This is a genomic window from Microbacterium ureisolvens, assembly GCF_019511645.1.
Classification (GTDB): domain Bacteria; phylum Actinomycetota; class Actinomycetes; order Actinomycetales; family Microbacteriaceae; genus Microbacterium; species Microbacterium ureisolvens_A.
The window spans coordinates 257782-274845 of sequence record NZ_JAEUAX010000004.1; the positions used below are offsets into that span (position 1 = coordinate 257782).

Below are 17064 nucleotides of genomic sequence, written 5' to 3' on the forward strand. Positions count from 1 at the left end.
CCTCGCCGGGGCTCCGGCTTCGGACGAGAGCCCCGACGACGTCGGGCTCACAGCGATGATCCCCTCGGTGCCGAAGCGCCGGGGGGATCGTCAATGCGAAGGGGTTTCTGTGTTCCGGGTCCCTTTCGGTTCCTACGTTTCTGTTTTCTCTTCGCAAGATCGAATGTCCTCCTCAGGGGCCCCGTCGTCAAGAGTTCACGAAGAAGTCATCTCGACGTGAGGTTGAAGGTGAGGGATGCTGCGCCCCGGCCGAGTCGGCGGGGCGCAGCATCCGTCGATCACTGCGCGGCGCGATCCGTGAATGCGTCCATGCTCCTGCCCGCACCGTGCGACTTGCCGGGAGCACTGACGGCGTTCACTGTCGAGGTGTCGAACGCGAAGGTCATCACCGCCGCGGCGACGGCGTCCGCGTTCACGTCGAGCGCGAACGTGTTGATGTTGCCGACGAGGTCGTAGTCCTCGCGGAGCGCGTCGTAGAGCGCCGTGTCCTGGCCCGCACCCGTGAGGTTGTCGCACGGGTCGTGGTAGCACGGGTCGTACGGGGCCCCCGGAACGCCGCCGTAGAGCGCCGCCTCGGTGGCCGTCTTGGGCACCTCGGCGCCGGTGAACAGGCCGCCCGCCGGAATGCCCTCGGCGATGAAGGGCCCGTAGTCCGAGCGTCCCGAGAACTCGCTGTCCTGGGACGGCAGCCCGCGGCCGTCGTAGAACGCCTCGAACACGTCCTCGATCTCGGCGGAGCCCTCGGGGATGAAGCCCGGCGCCGCCGTGCCGCCCGAGTTGTCACCGTCGTAGATGCCGAACATGTAGTTCGGCGACGCGATCATGTCGAAGTTGAGGTAGAGCGCGATGTCCGCGAGCTCCTCATCCGACAGTGCGCCGACGTAGTGCTCCGAGCCGAGCAGCCCTTCCTCTTCGGCACCCCACCACGCGAAGCGCACGGTGTTGTTCGGCTTCGTCTTACTCATCTGGATCGCCGTCTCCAGCAGCGACGCGCTTCCCGAGCCGTTGTCGTTGATGCCCGCGCCGTCCTGCACGCTGTCGAGGTGCGCACCGGCCATCACGGTGTTGTCGTCGTTGCCGGTCGCCGTCTCGGCGAGCACGTTCCAGACGGGGCGCTGCTCGCTGTCGTAGTCGACGGTGACAGTGACGGTGGCGCCGGGCGTGGATGCGAGGTTCTCGCCGACAGCCGACGTGACCGCCACGACGGGGATCGTGAGCCCCGTCGCATCGCCGATCATTCGGATGAGTCCCGTGCGGTCGGCGACGCCGGGGCTCGCGGGCTGCCCCTCGTTCATGATGATCGCCGCCGACGCCCCTGCCGCCTGTGCGTTGAGGGCCTTGACCGCGAAGCCGCACGAACCGCGCTGAAGCAGGGCGACAGCGCCGACAGGGAAGCCGGCGAAGTCCGCGGGCTCACAGCCGCTCGTGTTGCTGTTCGGCGGAAGCGCGGCCGCGGGGATCACCAGCCCGACCGGGGTGAGAGAGCCCGTCGCCGTGCCTTCGGGCGAGCCGCTGTCGAACTCGTTGCGCAGGAAGTCCGTGCCGTTGACGAATGTCGTCGGCTGCGGCGAGACCCGGATGAGCTCACTGTTGTCGTCGACATACGGGAACATGAACTCCTGCACGGTGGGCGTGTACCCGGCCGCGGTGAGCTGGCCGACGACGTAGTCGACCGAGGCCCGGTAGCCGGGCCGGCCCGCAGCCCGGTCGCCGTACTGGTCCGCGATGTCCTGCAGCGCCTCGAGGTGTGACATCACCCCCTCGAGCGTCACGGCCTTCTCGATCTTCTGCACCGAGTTGTTGTTCGGCGCCGCGTATGCGGGTCCGGTCAGTGCGACGGTGGACGTCAGGGCGACCGCGGTGGCGATGGCCCAGGCGCGCCTGGTTCTCATGGGCATGGTCGTGCCTCTCCGCCGGCAACCCCTCTGTCGCCGGCCTCCTGCGGGGATGCTCACACACGCCGGCTACGCGTTCCAGACCGTGACCCGGCTTTTTCATCGAGCTCTCATCTTCGGTGGAGGACGGAGCGGATGCTGCCACCCTGCGACTGCGCCGGGTGGCGGCATCCATCCTCCGAGGTCACTCGTGGCCGACGAGCTTCAGGCAGACGACGCAGCCGACGAGGCCGAGGATGAGGAGCACCTTGATCAGCGAGAACGCCTCGTCGCCGGTGGTCATCGCGTAGGCGACGGTCAGAGATGCACCGATGCCGACCCACACCGCGTACGCGGTGCCGGTGGAGATGTCGCGCATCGCCCAGGCGAGTCCGCCCATGCTGGCGACGAGCGCGACCCCGAAGATCACCGACGGCCAGAGCTTCGTGAAGCCCTCGGTCTTGCCGAGAGCCGTGGCCCAGACGGCCTCGAGGATGCCGGAAACGATGAGGATGACCCACGACATGACTGTGCTCCTGGCCAGTCTTGTCGCGTACCGGGTACTGATCCGTCGTCCGGGGATCCGGTCGGGGATCCGCTGCCCACCCTAGCCGCTCTCCCTGGGCACGCGCTGGGCACACCCCGGCAGCGGAAGTCAGACCAGGAAGAGCCCGTCGAGCATGCCCGGATTGTGCGCGTGGACGAGCACGAGGAAGACCACGGCGTCGAAGAGCAGGTGCACCGTGACGACGTAGGCGAGCGAGCGCGTCTTCATGAAGATGAAGCCCTGCAGAAGCGCGAACGGGATGGTGAGCAGCGGCCCCCAGGCCTGATAGCCGAGCTCCCACAGGAAGGACACGAACACGACGGCTTGCAGGAGGTTCGCCTGCCAGAACGGGAAGTGCCGCCGCAGCAGGGCGAAGCACGTGCAGATGAAGAACAGCTCGTCCCAGATCCCGACGGCACCGACCCCGACGAACAGGCGCGCGATGAGCTCTGGGGTGTCGACGACCGGCCAGTTGAGATAGACGCCCGAGGTGATGAAGTAGAAGGGCAGGATCAGCCAGCCGAGCAGCAGCACGGCGATGAGCCAGGTCCACTGGAAGCGCGTCCACCGGCCGCCGCCGCGCCACGGAAAGCGGATCGCCCGGTCGCGGTACGCCCAGCGCGAGATCACGTAGGGCACGGCGACGGCACCGCCGAGCGCGATCGCGAACCGCAGGATCGCGAGGTTGTCGAGCTCGGCCTTGAGCGGGATCGCGCTCACGATGAGCAGGCCCACGGCGATCAGCGAGAGGTCGCGCACGAGTGAGGGAGGACGGATGCCGGCTGCCGCGGCGAGACCGCGCGACAGCGCCGGGTCCTGCGCCGCTTGCGTGCTGTCGTGCGCTCTGGCGGCGGCCGAACGCCGCGCGGCAGCATCCGTCCGCTCCGTCAGCAGCGCGACCGCAAGGCCCGCCGCCAGCAGCACCCACCCGAGCCACGGCACCCGCACCACGAAGAACGCCGGGGCGGCGAGGCAGACGAGCAGGGCGGGAGCCAGGCCCCACGACCACGTGCGGACGGCCGGCGCGGGCGGGGCGTCGGGATGTGCGGGCATGCGCGGCGGCTCCGGTCGGCTCGGATGGGGTCAGTGGTCGAGCGGGTGGTCGATCTCATCCTTGGACATGCGCGCGACGACGTACGCGAGCGCGCCGAGGATCAGCGGGATCACCCCCGCCGCGAGGAAGATGGCCTCGATCGGCACGACCTCGGCGAGGGGCCCGGCGAGCGCCATGGACAGCGGCATGAGTGCCAGCGAGACGAAGAAGTCCAGACTCGAGATGCGCCCGAGCATGTGCCGGGGGACGCGGCGCTGGAGGAGCGTGCCCCAGATCACGTTGCCGTAGCTGAAGCCGAAGCCGACCAGGAACAGGCACAGCGCCATCAGCCAGTACTGGCGCGTGACGCCGACCACGGCGAAGGGGAGCGTGCTCACGCCCCACACGCCCATCATGACCGTCAGGTACCGGCGCGGCAGCTTCATCGACGACACCACGATGGAGCCGAGCACCCCTCCGATGCCGTAGATCGCAAGGAGGAAGCCGAACAGACGCGGATCCTCGCCGATGCGATCCCGCGTGACGAATGGCAGCAGCACCTCCTCGGGGCCGACGAACACGAGCACCCACCCGGTCGCGAACAGAAGGGTCCACAGCAGCCACGGCGTGCGGACGGTGAACCCCACGGCCTCGCGCAGGTCGTGGAGCACGCCGCGCACTCCGTCGGGCGCCTCGTGCTGCTCCCCCGCCGCGGCGGGCGGCTCGGGGCGCACGAACAGCAGCAGCACGAACGCCAGTGCGTGGGCGGCCACCACTGCCCACGCGGCGTGCGCGGGCGCGAGCACCGCCGCGACGATGACGCCGGCCGCTGCGGGGCCGGCAGCCTGCTGCAGCGCGGGTCGGATGGCCCCCTCCAGGCCGTTGGCGGCGAGCAGCTGCGCGGGCGGCAGGATGCGGGGCAGGATCGCGCTGTACGCGGGGAAGAAGAAGCCCGCGCCGGCGCCCATCACGAAAGCCACGACCGCGAGGTGCGGGATCGTCACCGCGCCGAACACGCCCGCCACAGCCACCGACGTGATGGCGAGCAGGTTCACGAGCTCCACGATGCGCAGCAGCAGCCGGCGCGGCACGCGGTCGGCCGCGATGCCGCCCGGGATCGCACACACGAGGAGCCCCACGGCGTTCGCCGCCGCCACGGCGGAGAGCTCGACCGGTCCGCCGCCCGCACCGATGACCGTGTAGACCATGACGACCGCCCACATGCCGGCGCCGAAGATCGACAGCACCACGGCGCCGAACAGCATCCGGAAGTCGCGGTGGCCGAGGGGCTTGACGAACCGCCAGGGGTCGCGGCTCGACCGGGGCACCGTGCCGGGCGCGGGCTCCGTCTCCGGCTCGCGCGCCGCGTCGGGCGTGGGTCCCGGCAGCGGGACCGGGCCGGTGGCGGGTCCGGTGGATCCGCTCATGACCTCGCGACGCGGCGGTACGACAGATCTCGGATGTCGCGTCCCACGCGAGCGCCCTTGCGCTCGAACGCGGTCAGCACTCGGCCGTCGAAGCGCGGCGCCCACTCCCCCTCGAACGTCGCCTCGAAGTCCGGCGCGGCCGCCATGACGTCGCGCATCTGCAGCGCGTAGTCCTCCCAGTCGGTCGCGAGCCGCAGCATCCCGCCGTCCTTCAGCACGCCCGCGGCGATCGCAGCGAAGCCCTCCGCGACCAGGCGCCGCTTCGTGTGCTTCTTCTTGTGCCACGGGTCGGGGAAGAAGATCCAGAGCTCGTCGACGGATGCTGCGGGCAGCAGGTGCTGCAGCACCTCGGGAGCGTTCGCCTCGACGAGGCGGAGGTTGCGTGCCCCCGCCCGGTCGGCATCGAGCATGGTGCGGGCGAGTCCGGCCCGGAACACCTCGATCGCGAGGAAGTCCGCGTCGGGGCGGGAAGTCGCGGCATGCACGATCGCATGCCCCTGACCGGAGCCGATCTCCACGACGAGCGCAGCGTCGCGCCCCCACACCGCCCTGGGATCGATCGCCGAGTCCGGCAGGATGCTGGTGGCCGCGCGGTCCCGCGGCACCTCGATCACGTAGCGCGGCGCGAGCACGCTCCACGCGCGCTCCTGGGCGTCGGACATGCGTCCGCTGCGCCGCACGAACGACACGGGCCTCTCGCGGAAGGTGCGGGGCTCGGGCGCAGGCGTGGCAGCGTTCGTCACCCCTCCAGGCTACCCAGGGCCGGGGACGCCGACGGGTTACTGCGGGACGGTGACGAAGTCGATGAGCTCCTCGACGCGCCCGAGGAACGCGGGCTCGAGGTCGCGATAGGACTTCACCGACGAGAGGATGCGCTGCCAGGCACGGGCGATGTCGGCCTGGTCGCGCGCGGGCCAGCCGAGCGCCCGGCACACGCCCACCTTGAACTCGATGCCACGCGGCACCTCGGGCCAGCGCTCGATGCCCACGGCGCGGGGCGTGACGCACTGCCACACGTCGATCCAGGGATGGCCGACGATGAGCACATGCGTGCCGTGGCGGCCTCGGGCGATCGCGTCGGCGATGCGCGACTCCTTCGAGCCGGGTACGAGGTGGTCCACGAGCACGCCGTAGCGGCGGTCGGCCGAGGGCGGCTCCTCGTCGAGCGCGGCGTCGAGAAGATCGATGCCCTGCAGGTACTCGACGACGACGCCCTCCTCGCGGAGGTCGTCGCCCCACACCTTCTCGACGAGCTCGGCGTCGTGCCGGCCCTCCACCAGGATGCGGCTCGCCCGCGCGACGCGCGCACGCGAATCGGCCGTCGCGAACGAGCCGGAAGCCGTGCGCTTCGGACCGGTGGGCGCCGCGGCCGGTGCCGGTGGGCCGAGCACCACGTCCTTGCCGTCGATGAGGAATCCCGCGCCGAGCGGGAACAGGCGCCGGCGGCCGAGGCGGTCCTCGAGCTCGACCATGCCGCCGGACGCACCGACGACGGCGCCGCAGAAGCCGTCGTCGGCCACCTCGACGACGAGGTCGCGGGATGCCGCGACCCGCGGGAGCTCCCGCACCCCGTGGCCCTTCCAGCCCGTGGCCAGCACATCGGCGCCGTAGCGATCGTCCATGGTCCTCCTCCGGATCGGCCAGGCTACCCGCCCGCCCGCGTCCGGCCGGGCAGCGACCCGCATCTCACCGGGCCCAGCGCCTGCGGCCGCAGCATCCGTCCTCCGTCCTCACTGCCGAGGGGGGACGCGCAATCGACGCCGGACGTACGTTCTCGGCGAACACACATGCGGCGACGGGGCCGTGGGCTATCGTCGTATCCCCGCGGCTGAATAGACTCGCGGCAGGGGGAACCCGAGTCCCAGAGGGGGGATCGATGCGACCGCGTTGGGCTGCAGCGCTGGCGTCCGCTGCGGTGGTCGCGGTCATGGCGATCGGCGGCGGGGCGGCGCTCGCCACTGCCCCGGTCACGCTCGGCTCGGGCTACGTGCTCGATGACGCCGACGTCCTGTCGCCGGAAGAGGAGTCCGAGGCGCAGAGCCGTCTGGAGCAGCTCAGGACCGACACCGGACTCGATCTGTGGGTCGTGTACGTGGAGCAGTTCTCCGAGCCCGCGGACGCCGCCGAATGGGCGAACCAGACCGCCGACGACAACGGGCTCGGACCGACCCAGTATCTCCTCGCCATCTCGACCGAGGGCCGCCAGTACTACCTGTCGGGCGACTCGTCCGGCCCGCTCACCGGGGATCAGCTCGCCGCGATCGAACAGCAGCAGATCCAGCCCGCCCTCCGTCAGGACGACTGGCTGGGAGCCGTCGACGCGGCGGCCGACGGCATCACCGACGCCGCCGGCGGCGGCAGCGGCACCCCGGGCGCCGACTCGGGCGGCAGCGGGTGGTTCACCTGGCTGCTGGTGATCGTCGTGGTCGGCGTCGGCCTCGTGCTGCTCGTGATGTTCCTGCGTCGCCGCAGGACAGGTGCCGTGACGGCCGGCCCCGCCGGCCCGCCGCAGCCGACCATCGAGGAACTCGAGAGACGCGCGTCATCGCTGCTCGTCGAGACCGACGACGCCCTCAAGACGAGCGCGCAGGAGCTCGGCTTCGCGAAGGCGCAGTTCGGAGATGCCGCGACGACCGAGTTCGAGGCGGCGATCGCGACCGCGCAGCAGAGCCTCGACGAGGCCTTCGGGCTCAAGCAGAAGCTCGACGACCACATCCCCGACTCCGAACAGGAAAAGCGGGCATGGAACGAGCGCATCATCGCGCTGTGCGAGGCCTCCAACGCACTGCTCGACGAGAAGGCCGCCGCATTCGACGAGCTGCGCAAGCTCGAGCAGAACGCTCCCGAGGCACTCGCCCGCGTGCACGACGCGAAGATGAAGGCCGAGGCATCGCTCGGCCAGGCGGCGTCGCGGCTGCAGAGCCTGCAGACGGCGTACGCACCGGAGGCCCTCGCGACCGTGGTGGACAATCCCGACCAGGCACGGCAGCGCCTCGCCTTCGCCGACGAGCAGCTCGCTGCCGCACAGGCCGCGATCGGCGCGGGAGACGGGGGCGAGGCCGCCGTCGGGATCCGGGCCGCCGAAGAGGCGGTCGGCCAGGCGACGCTGCTCGAGAACGCCGTCGACAAGCTCGCGACAGACCTCGCCGAGGGTGAGCGCAGCGCGGCGGCCCTGGTCACCGAACTCGAGTCCGACATCGCCGTGGCATCGGCGCTCCCCGACGCCGACGGGCGGATCGCAGGCGTGATCGCGTCGACGCGGCAGCAGCTCGACGCCGCGCGCGGCCAGCTGACCGGCACCGCCAAGCGTCCGCTCGCCGCCCTGCAGAGCCTCGAGGCGGCGAACGCGCAGATCGACGCGCTCGTGCAGGGCGTGCGGGATGCCGAGGCCCAGGCGCAGCGCGCCCGGCAGATGGTCGGCCAGGTCATGATGCAGGCGCAGGCCCAGGTATCGGCTGCCGAGGACTACATCACGGCGCGGCGCGGCGCGGTCGGGGCCCAGGCGCGGACGCGCCTTGCCGAGGCGGGCGCCTCGCTCGCACGCGCCCATGCGCTGCAGGCGAGCGATCCGCAGCAGGCGATGCAGCAGGCGCAGCGCGCCGACCAGCTCGCCGGCCAGGCGATCCAGCTCGCCCAGAACGACGTCGGCGCGTTCGACGCCGGCGCGGGCGGCATGTTCGGTGGCGCGCCGCAGGGCGGGGGCGGGGGCATGCTCGGCGCCGTCCTCGGAGGCATCGTGCTCAACTCCGTGCTGGGCGGCGGACGCTCGTCCGGCGGGCTGGGGGGCGGCCTCGGAGGCATGCTGGGCGGCGGCGGCGGGCGCTCGTCGGGAGGCATGCGACCCGGTAGCTTCGGAGGCGGCGGCACGCGCGCCCGTCGAGGAGGTGGCCGCTTCTGACTCGAACACGTGGAGCCGTCAGCGCGCAGCAGCCGCGGCATCCATCTCCACACCAGACTCACCGACCCAGTACTGAAGTCCGATAGGAAGGAAATCCGATGGCGAAGCAGTCCATCTTCGGTCGCATCTCGACCCTCATGAAGGCCAACATCAACGCACTCCTCGACTCCGCCGAGGACCCGCAGAAGATGCTCGACCAGCTCGTCCGCGACTACACCAACTCCATCGCCGACGCCGAGTCGGCGATCGCCGAGACCATCGGCAACCTGCGCCTGCTCGAGCGCGACCACCAGGAGGACGTGCAGGCGGCGGCCGAGTGGGGCAACAAGGCCCTCGCCGCCAGCCGCAAGGCCGACGAGCTGCGCAAGACCGGCAACACCACCGACGCCGACAAGTTCGACAACCTCGCCAAGATCGCGCTGCAGCGACAGATCAGCGAGGAGAACGAGGCCAAGGCGATCGCGCCCACCATCGCAACGCAGAACGAGGTCGTCGACAAGCTGAAGGAGGGCCTCAATGGCATGAAGCAGAAGCTGGAGCAGCTGAAGGCCAAGCGCTCCGAGCTTCTCGCCCGTGCCAAGACCGCCGAGGCCCAGAACAAGGTGCACGACGCCGTCAAGTCGATCGACGTGCTCGACCCGACGAGCGAGCTCGGCCGGTTCGAAGACAAGGTGCGCCGCCAGGAGGCCCTTGCCGCCGGCAAGCAGGAACTGGCCGCGTCGACCCTCGACGCGCAGTTCAACGCCCTCGAGGACGTCGGCGAGCTGACCGAGGTCGAGGCGCGTCTCGCCGCGCTCAAGTCCGGTGCTCCGGTGCAGGCCGCGATCGAGAACTGAGCCCACTGCTCGCTCGAGGGGCGCCGGGTCCGCAGGGATCCGGCGCCCCTCGCGTATGCCTCCAGCGAACGAGGGGCGGGACGGATGCCGCGGCCCGCGGTCTGCGCGAAGATGAAGAGATGACGCGTTACCTCGTGGTCCCGCAGTGGCAGGGAAGCCCGTCCTCCCGCGCGATGCAGCTCATCGACGGCGCCCAGGCGATCGCAGGCGACCTGCCGCGGGCGTCCACCACCGTGCTCGAGGTTCCGATGGAAGCCGGCGAGTCGCTGGGTACCGGCATCCACCGTCTCAGCGCACTGCAGCGCGTGCGCGGGATGGTCGCGCAGGCGCTCGACGCTCACGACGCCGCCGCGCCGGACGAGCCCGTGCTCACCATCGGCGGAGACTGCGGCGTCGCCCTCGCGCCGATCGCCCACGCCGCCCGGCGCTCCCCGGGGCTCGCGGTCGTCTGGATCGACGCGCATCCCGACCTCAACTCGCCGGACTCGTCGCCGTCGGGCGCGTTCGCCGGCATGGCGCTGCGCGCCGTGATCGGCGACGGCGACCCCGGTCTGGCGCTGCCTGCGGGCACGATCGCCGCCGAGCGGGTGATCGTCGGCGGGGCGCGCTCGTTCGACGATCCCGAGCTGGAGGTCGTGTCGGATCTCGGTATCGCGGCCCTCACGGTGGACGCGCTGCGCGACGCCGACGCCCTCGCCGACGCCGTGCTCGCGACCGGCGCGGACGCGGTGTACATTCACGTCGACATCGACGCGCTCGACCCGGCCGAGATCGCCGGCAACGCTCACCCCGAGCCCTTCGGAGTCACTGTGGCCGAGCTCACCGCCGCTGTCGCGCGCCTGCGCGAGCGCGTGCCTCTGGTCGGGGCGTCCCTCGCCGGCTACTCCCCCGCGTCCCTCGCGGCGGCCACCGACGACCTGGGCGCGATCCTCCGGGTGATCGGGGCGCTGGCGTGAGTCCCATCCCGACGCCGCCCGCAGGATGGCGCGCCGCCGCCGAGCGCGCCGTGATCCGGGGGCGGCGCATCGACGCCGCCATCCCCTCGTTCCTGCTCGACTCACCCGTCAGCAGGGTGGGGTACTGGTACGGCTCTGCCGTCGGGTGGGTCTGGGGAACGCTCTGGAGCACGGGGCCCGTCCACAAGCGCGAGGGCCTGTGGGTGTTCTCGGGTATGCCGCGCTGGACCTTCCCGCGCGGCGGCTCATGCGTGGGCGGATGCTTCCTCACCGGCGACGGACGCATCACCGACTCGCTGCTTCGGCACGAGGCGGTGCATAAGCGCCAATGGCAGCGCTACGGACTGCTCATGCCCGTGCTCTATCTGCTGGCCGGGCGCAATCCGCTGCGCAACCGGTTCGAGATCGAGGCCGGACTCGAAGACGGCAACTACGTTCCCCGCGGCGCGACGCGGCGCGCCGCCTGACCCGAGCGTTGAGCGGCCGGAGTGCCGGCAGAGCACCCGGCCGCGCCGCGGCGCTCAACCGCCGTTCGGGTACAGGTGTGCGTTGCACCCCTCTTCGAAGCCGAACAGGTCGACCTGCGCAGCGCCATGAACGCTGACCTGGTCACGCAGCTCCTTCGGGACCGTGCCCCAGTTCTGGACGGTGCCCGGGCTGACCGGCTCCTCGAGGTCAAAGTCCTCGAGACCGGAGAACACACAGAGCGAGCGGGCGTTGTCACGGGCCGGAGTCGGATCTCCATTGCCGTTGATCTCGCCCGCGAATGCCCCGCCTGCCGAGCCGAGCGCGATCACGGCCCCCACCGCGATGCCCAGCATGATCTTCCTGCGCATGATGCGCCCCTTCCCAGTGAGAACGGGCGGGCGTCGAGCCCACCCGCCGCCAGCGAACTCCTCGACCGGCGCACCGTCAATTGGGGCAAGTACCGACTCGATACCTAGGGTCGCGCACAGCCTGCGTCGTCGGAGAGAACGGGACGGGGGTGTCAGCGCGCGGTGGCGAGGCCGTACTGCGCGGGGGTGTGGATCGCATCCGTGCTGATGCCGAGCTGAACCAGGTGGTCGACGATGTCGGCGGTGCCGAGATAGCCGCCCAGCAAGTGGATGCGGGTCTCGTCGCCGTCGGCGCACAGCATCTCGTCGGCCCACGCGGTGACAGCGCGCGTCAGCGCCTCGCCCGGGGCGCACCCGCGGCCGGTGCCGGGGGCGCCTGAGCGCCGCGAGCGGTCGAGCCACGTCACGACCATGCGGCTGGGCGCGGTGATCGCGGCGAGCCACGAGGCATCGGGGATCTCGATGAAGACCCGGCCCGTCGAGCAGATCGGCAGCGTCGCGAGCACGGCCTCGAGTTCGGCCAGCGACGACTCGTCGGCCGTGATCAGGTGCTGGACGCGCGTGTGGCGCGATGCCCGGCACGCCGACGCGTTGTGCGCGGCACTCTGAGGCTGGATGTTCTGGACCATGACCCCTCCACTATAACCGCTGACGAAGGGTTGCCTTACCTCATTACGGACCGTGAAAATGGATGCCTCGTCCCTACGGGTCGCGCAGCAGCACGCGGCGCAATTCGGCGATCTCGTCGTCGGCGAGCCCGTGCGTGCGCAGATACTCGGCTGCCGAGCCGTACCGCTCATCGATGTCGGCCAGGAGCGCCTGCATCACCGGGGCCGGAGAGCGCGCGACGAGATCCTCGACGTTCACCGCGCGGGGATGCATGGATCGGATCAGTGCCACGACGTAGCGATTGCGTCGCGCCGGCAGCAGCGCCTCCGTGCGCGCGTAGTCGGCAACGACCTCATCGGCATCGACGCCCGCCGCCGCCAGCGTCAGCGCGACGGTGACGCCGGTGCGATCCTTGCCGGCGGTGCAGTGCACGAGGGCCGGCTGATCGGCCAGGATGCCCCGCACGACCGCCACGACGCCGTCCGACGACTCGTCGACGATGAGGCGGTACATCTCGTCGAGGCTGAGGTCGTCGCGGAAGAACGAGTCCACGGAGCCCAGGAACAGCGGCACCCGCTGCGTGACGACGTCCAGCCCCCTGATGCGACTGGGTTCGCGGGCGACCTCGTCGTCGGCGCGCAGATCGATGATGCGGCGCAGGCCGAGGGTGGCCAGGGCCTTTCCGCCCTTCGCGCCGAGCCGTGCCAGGTTTCCCGACCGGAACAGCACGCCGTAGCGCGTCATCGTCGTCCCCGCGCGCAGCCCTCCGACGTCGCGCAGGTTCACGGCGCCGGGGACGACGGGGTCGGAGAGCGTGACGCGGCCCGGATCCGCCGGGTCGGGAGGTTCGCCCGGGGCGGTCGGCAGTGGATCGTCCGTCACCACGCCGCGCCCGCGGCGGCGTCCTTGTCTTCGCCGACGAGATCGTCGCGGGGCGGCGTGCTGTACCGGCCCGCGATGGCGATCCGGTTGAACGCGTTGATCGATACCAGGATCCAGCTGAGGGCGACGTATTCGTTCTCGCTCAGCACCCCGCCGATACGGTTGTAGACGTCGTCGGGAATGCCGTCCTCGTGGATGTAGACATACGCCTCGGCGAGCTCGAGGCCCGCGCGCTCCCGGTCGGAGAACACGCCGGACTCACGCCACACCGGCAGCTGCGCGATGTCGTCGGCTGTGACGTCGGCGGCGAGCGCCCGCTCCACGTGCACCCTCACGCAGTACGCGCACCCGTTGAGCTGCGACGCGTGGATCTGAACGAGTTCCTTCAGCCGGTCGTCGATGCCGTTCTCGGCGGCGATGCCGCCCACGGTCTTCGAGAAAGCCGAGAGCGCCTGATAGGCGGGTCGCGCCGCTCGCGAGAGGTGCACGCGGTGTTCTGCCGTCATGACGCCAGACTACCCACGGCACGCTCGCCCGGGGCCGGGCGTCTCGCGGGTGGGGCATGATGAGCGGGTGAGCGACCCCATCGACGAGTTCTCGTTCCTTCCCGAGCAGGCTGCGGAGGCCGGCATCCATGCTCTCGCCCCTCGCGGCGAGCGACTGTCGCTGACACTCGCCGACGGACGCATCCTGAGTGCGCTGCGCTACACGCCGGCGGACTCCCCCGATTCCGAGCCGGTGGTGACGTTCCTCCACGGCGCGGGCCTGAACGCCCACACGTGGGACACCACGATCCTCGCGCTCGGCCTTCCCGCGCTCGCGATCGACCTTCCCGGCCACGGGGATTCGTCCTGGCGGGACGACGCGGCATACGTCGCGCGCGTCCTCGCGCCCGACGTCGCCGCGGGCATCGACGCCTGGACGAACGCCCCGCAGCTGCTGGTGGGGCAGTCGCTCGGCGGGCTGACGGCGGCGGCCGTCGCGGCATCCCGGCCCGACCTGGTGCGCGAGCTGGTCGTCATCGACATCACACCGGGCCTCGACCCGAATGCGGGGGCGAGGCAGATCCGCGACTTCTTCGCGGGCCCGGTCGACTGGGCGTCGCGCGACCAGCTCGTCGACCGTGCACTCGCGTTCGGGCTCGGCGGCGGCACCCGCCGCAAGGCCGAGCGCGGCGTCTTCTTCAACTCCCGGATCCGCCCCGACGGCCGCGTCGAGTGGAAGCACCACTTCGCGCGCCTGGCGAATGCCGCGTCCGCTGTGCCGACGGCCGCTGTGCCCGCCGAGGGACAGGACGCGGTCGCCTCGGTGCTCGGCGAGTCGGGGTGGGAGGACCTCACCGCGGTCGCCGCCCCGACGACGCTCCTGCGCGGCGACCGCGGCTACGTCACGGAGCGCGACGCCGCGGAATTCGCCCGACGGGTGCCCTCAGCATCCGTCTCCGTCGTCCCGTCGGGGCACAACGTGCAGGAGGAGATCCCGCTCGAGCTGGGGGCGCGACTGCGGGCGATGCTCGCCGCCGATTGAGAGCTGCGGCGCCGGTCGGGAAGCATTAACGCTTCTGTTGCGTTCCGGGTACCGGGTTGCCGCGAGCCTCGGCGATATCCCTAGGCTGATACCCACCGGCAGCCCCGACCCCCACGGCAGCCCGGCGCCTCGCCCCGCACCTGGGACGCACCCCGAAAGGACCTTCATGCTCCGTCGCACCGCCCTCGCCGCAGCGTCGCTGCTGACCGCCGGTCTGCTCGCCCTCACCGCCTGCAGCAGTGGCGGCGGAAGCGCTGCGCCGACGACGCCCGGCGAGCCCGATCCCGACGCTTCGGTCGCGATCCGGCTGGTGCTCGAGCCCAGCAATCTCGACATCCGGGAGACGGCGGGATCGGCGCTCGACCAGATCCTCGTCGACAACATCTACCAGGGCCTTGTCGCGCGCACGCCCGAGCAGGACATCGTCCCCGCGCTCGCGAGCGACTGGACCGTCTCCCCCGACGGCCTCACCTACACCTTCACGCTCCGCGAGGGCGTGACGTTCCACGACGGCCAGGCGCTGACCCCGCAGGACGTCGTGTGGTCGCTCACGACGCGGCGCGACACCCCCGAGTGGCGGGACTCGGCGCGTCTGGCGAACGTCACCTCGATCGCCGCCGAGGGCCAGGACATCACGCTCACCCTCAGCGAGCCGGACTCGAGCCTGCTGTGGAACCTCACCGGCCGGGCGGGCATCATCCTCAAGGAGGGTGACACCGTCGACTACAAGACCAAGGCCAACGGCACAGGTCCGTTCGTCCTCACCCAATGGCGCCAGGGCGACAGCATCACGTTCGCGCGCAACGACGCCTACTGGGGCGACGCGGCCGGCGCCGCAGAGGTCGTGTTCGAGTACATCCCCGACAACCAGGCCGCGCTCAACGCGGCGCTCGCCGGCGAGGTCGACGTCTTGACCGGCTTCGACGCGAACCTGAAGGAGCAGGTCGAGGCGGGCGGCGACTTCGCCCTCGTGCTCGGCCAGTCCACCGACAAGGGCACGCTCGCGTTCAACCAGTCGTCGGGCCCGCTCGCCGACCAGCGCGTGCGGCAGGCGATCCGCCAGGCCATCGACCACGACGCGATCATCGAGGCGCTCGGGTCGGGGCAGACCCAGTACGGACCGATCCCCGAGCTCGACCCCGGCTACGAGGATCTGGCGGACGTCGTGCCGTACGACCCCGAGGCCGCGAGGGAGCTGCTCACGGAGGCCGGTTACGAGGACGGCCTCGAGCTCACGCTGACCATCCCGAGCTTCTACTCGACGACGATTCCGCAGATCCTGGTGTCGGACCTCGACGAGGTCGGCATCACCCTCGACGTCGACTCGGTCGACTTCACCACGTGGCTCACGGACGTCTACACCAATCACGACTACGACCTGAGCTTCGTGCTGCACACCGAGGCGCGCGACTTCGAGAACTGGGCGAACCCCGACTACTACTTCACCTATGACAACCCCGAGGTGCAGGAGCTGTACGCCCAGTCGCTCGCCGCGACCGACGAGTCCGAGGCCGCGGACCTGCTCACGCAGGCGGCCCGCATCGTCTCGGAGGACGCGGCCGCCGACTGGCTGTACAACGGAGCCTCCGTCGTCGCGATCGGGAGCAACGTCTCGGGCATGCCCACCGTCAACGTGAACGAGCGGCTCGACGCAGCCGAGATCGCCAAGAGCAACGGGTGATCCGGTACACGCTGACCCGATTCGCCCTGCTCCTGCTCGGGCTTCTCGTCGCCAGCGTGCTGATCTTCGTCACCCTCCGGGTGCTCCCCGGCGACATCGCGCACCTCATCGCCGGTGTGGGGTCCACCCCTGAGCAGCAGGACGCCATCCGGGAGCGGCTGGGCCTTCACCGCCCGCTCCCCGAGCAGTACCTCTCGTGGATCGGCGGGCTGTTCCGCGGCGACCTGGGCACGTCGCTGCTGACGGGCACGAGCGTCGTGGACGAACTCGCCCAGAAGGCGGAGGTGACCGTGCCGCTGGGCATCCTGTCGCTGACCATCGCCGTCGTGATCAGCGTGCCGCTCGGCGTGCTCTCGGCGATGCGGCGCGGGCGCGCCTCGGGCACCGGACTCAGCGTCGGCGCGCAGACCCTCGCCGCGGTACCCGTGGTGTGGGCGGGCATGATGCTCGTCGTGGTCTTCGCGGTGTGGCTCGGCTGGCTCCCCGCGCAGGGCTTCCCCCGGTCGGGGTGGAGCGATCCGTGGGCGGCGCTGCGCTCGCTCATCCTCCCCGCCCTCACGATCGGCATCGTCGAGGGCGCCATGCTGCTGCGGTTCGTGCGCAGTGCGACACTGCAGGCCGTCGGGCAGGATTTCGTGCGCACCGCCGCGGCGAAGGGACTCACGCGGGACCAGGCGCTCATCCGTCACGGCCTGCCGGTGGTCGGACTGTCGGTGATCACGGTGCTCGGCCTGCAGGTCGCGGGCATCATCGTGGGCGCCGTCGTCATCGAGCAGCTGTTCTCCCTCCCCGGCATCGGCCGCATGCTCGTCGCCGACGTCGCCGCGCGCGACCTGCCGAAGGTGCAGGGCGAGCTCCTCGCCCTCACCGGCTTCGTGCTCATCGTCGGCTTCGTCGTCGACCTCGTGCACCGCGTCATCGACCCCCGGCAGCGGGAGGCGTCGTGAGCCCTTCGACG

Annotated in this window: 17 protein-coding genes and 1 riboswitch; of the genes, 7 read left to right on the top strand and 10 right to left on the bottom strand. The window is 71.0% G+C overall.

Annotated features, from left to right (window positions below; translation table 11 throughout):
• Nucleotides 1–278: 278 nt before the first annotated feature.
• The 6 genes from JNB61_RS09725 to JNB61_RS09750 form a co-directional block, all read right to left on the bottom strand.
• Nucleotides 279–1898 carry a M28 family peptidase gene (locus JNB61_RS09725; RefSeq protein WP_220339468.1) on the bottom strand — a complete coding sequence of 540 codons (1620 nt, stop codon included), beginning with the start codon at nucleotides 1896–1898 and terminating at the stop codon, nucleotides 279–281.
• A gap of 181 nt (nucleotides 1899–2079) precedes the next feature.
• Entirely contained in the window at nucleotides 2080–2400 is a 321-nt protein-coding gene (locus tag JNB61_RS09730) for a DMT family transporter (protein WP_220339469.1), read from the bottom strand.
• 9 nt (nucleotides 2401–2409) lie between these two features.
• A riboswitch (guanidine-III (ykkC-III) riboswitch) is annotated at nucleotides 2410–2474 on the bottom strand.
• 55 nt (nucleotides 2475–2529) lie between these two features.
• Complete coding sequence (locus JNB61_RS09735; protein ID WP_220339470.1) at nucleotides 2530–3474, bottom strand: CPBP family intramembrane glutamic endopeptidase; 945 nt, start codon at nucleotides 3472–3474, stop codon at nucleotides 2530–2532.
• A gap of 30 nt (nucleotides 3475–3504) precedes the next feature.
• Nucleotides 3505–4719: an MFS transporter gene (locus JNB61_RS09740; RefSeq protein ID WP_222855339.1), complete on the bottom strand. Its 1215-nt coding sequence runs from the start codon at nucleotides 4717–4719 to the stop codon at nucleotides 3505–3507.
• A gap of 158 nt (nucleotides 4720–4877) precedes the next feature.
• Entirely contained in the window at nucleotides 4878–5624 is a 747-nt protein-coding gene (gene trmB, locus JNB61_RS09745) for a tRNA (guanosine(46)-N7)-methyltransferase TrmB (RefSeq protein WP_374226637.1), read from the bottom strand.
• Between the two features lie 36 nt (nucleotides 5625–5660).
• On the bottom strand, nucleotides 5661–6503 hold the full coding sequence (locus JNB61_RS09750) for a DUF3097 family protein (protein WP_220339471.1): 843 nt from the start codon (nucleotides 6501–6503) through the stop codon (nucleotides 5661–5663).
• 254 nt (nucleotides 6504–6757) lie between these two features.
• Between JNB61_RS09750 and JNB61_RS09755 the strand changes: the two genes are divergently transcribed.
• From JNB61_RS09755 to JNB61_RS09770, 4 genes are all read left to right on the top strand, one after another.
• Nucleotides 6758–8779 carry a TPM domain-containing protein gene (locus JNB61_RS09755; RefSeq protein ID WP_220339472.1) on the top strand — a complete coding sequence of 674 codons (2022 nt, stop codon included), beginning with the start codon at nucleotides 6758–6760 and terminating at the stop codon, nucleotides 8777–8779.
• Between the two features lie 98 nt (nucleotides 8780–8877).
• The gene (locus tag JNB61_RS09760; RefSeq protein WP_056370369.1) at nucleotides 8878–9615 is read left to right on the top strand and encodes a PspA/IM30 family protein; all 738 of its coding nucleotides are present in this window, start codon (nucleotides 8878–8880) and stop codon (nucleotides 9613–9615) included.
• A gap of 5 nt (nucleotides 9616–9620) precedes the next feature.
• Complete coding sequence (locus JNB61_RS09765; protein ID WP_220339531.1) at nucleotides 9621–10571, top strand: arginase family protein; 951 nt, start codon at nucleotides 9621–9623, stop codon at nucleotides 10569–10571.
• Nucleotides 10568–11038: a Fe-S oxidoreductase gene (locus JNB61_RS09770; RefSeq protein WP_220288173.1), complete on the top strand. Its 471-nt coding sequence runs from the start codon at nucleotides 10568–10570 to the stop codon at nucleotides 11036–11038. The genes JNB61_RS09765 and JNB61_RS09770 overlap by 4 nt, the downstream gene beginning before the upstream one ends.
• Nucleotides 11039–11092: 54 nt before the next feature.
• Here JNB61_RS09770 and JNB61_RS09775 read toward each other — a convergent pair whose 3' ends face one another.
• The 4 genes from JNB61_RS09775 to JNB61_RS09790 form a co-directional block, all read right to left on the bottom strand.
• A complete protein-coding gene (locus tag JNB61_RS09775) occupies nucleotides 11093–11407 on the bottom strand; it encodes a hypothetical protein (protein ID WP_159845483.1) in 315 nt (104 codons plus the stop codon).
• Between the two features lie 152 nt (nucleotides 11408–11559).
• A complete protein-coding gene (locus JNB61_RS09780; protein WP_220288174.1) occupies nucleotides 11560–12036 on the bottom strand; it encodes an SIP domain-containing protein in 477 nt (158 codons plus the stop codon).
• A gap of 73 nt (nucleotides 12037–12109) precedes the next feature.
• On the bottom strand, nucleotides 12110–12898 hold the full coding sequence (locus JNB61_RS09785; RefSeq protein ID WP_308291240.1) for a tyrosine-protein phosphatase: 789 nt from the start codon (nucleotides 12896–12898) through the stop codon (nucleotides 12110–12112).
• Nucleotides 12895–13404 carry a carboxymuconolactone decarboxylase family protein gene (locus JNB61_RS09790; RefSeq protein ID WP_159845487.1) on the bottom strand — a complete coding sequence of 170 codons (510 nt, stop codon included), beginning with the start codon at nucleotides 13402–13404 and terminating at the stop codon, nucleotides 12895–12897. The genes JNB61_RS09785 and JNB61_RS09790 overlap by 4 nt, the downstream gene beginning before the upstream one ends.
• A 67-nt stretch (nucleotides 13405–13471) precedes the next feature.
• Between JNB61_RS09790 and JNB61_RS09795 the strand changes: the two genes are divergently transcribed.
• From JNB61_RS09795 to JNB61_RS09805, 3 genes are all read left to right on the top strand, one after another.
• Entirely contained in the window at nucleotides 13472–14425 is a 954-nt protein-coding gene (locus tag JNB61_RS09795) for an alpha/beta hydrolase (RefSeq protein WP_308291241.1), read from the top strand.
• A gap of 166 nt (nucleotides 14426–14591) precedes the next feature.
• Nucleotides 14592–16106 (top strand): ABC transporter substrate-binding protein, encoded by a 1515-nt coding sequence (locus JNB61_RS09800; RefSeq protein WP_220288176.1) that lies wholly within the window; start codon nucleotides 14592–14594, stop codon nucleotides 16104–16106.
• Complete coding sequence (locus JNB61_RS09805) at nucleotides 16103–17053, top strand: ABC transporter permease (protein ID WP_220288177.1); 951 nt, start codon at nucleotides 16103–16105, stop codon at nucleotides 17051–17053. The genes JNB61_RS09800 and JNB61_RS09805 overlap by 4 nt, the downstream gene beginning before the upstream one ends.
• The last annotated feature ends 11 nt before the right edge of the window (nucleotides 17054–17064 follow it).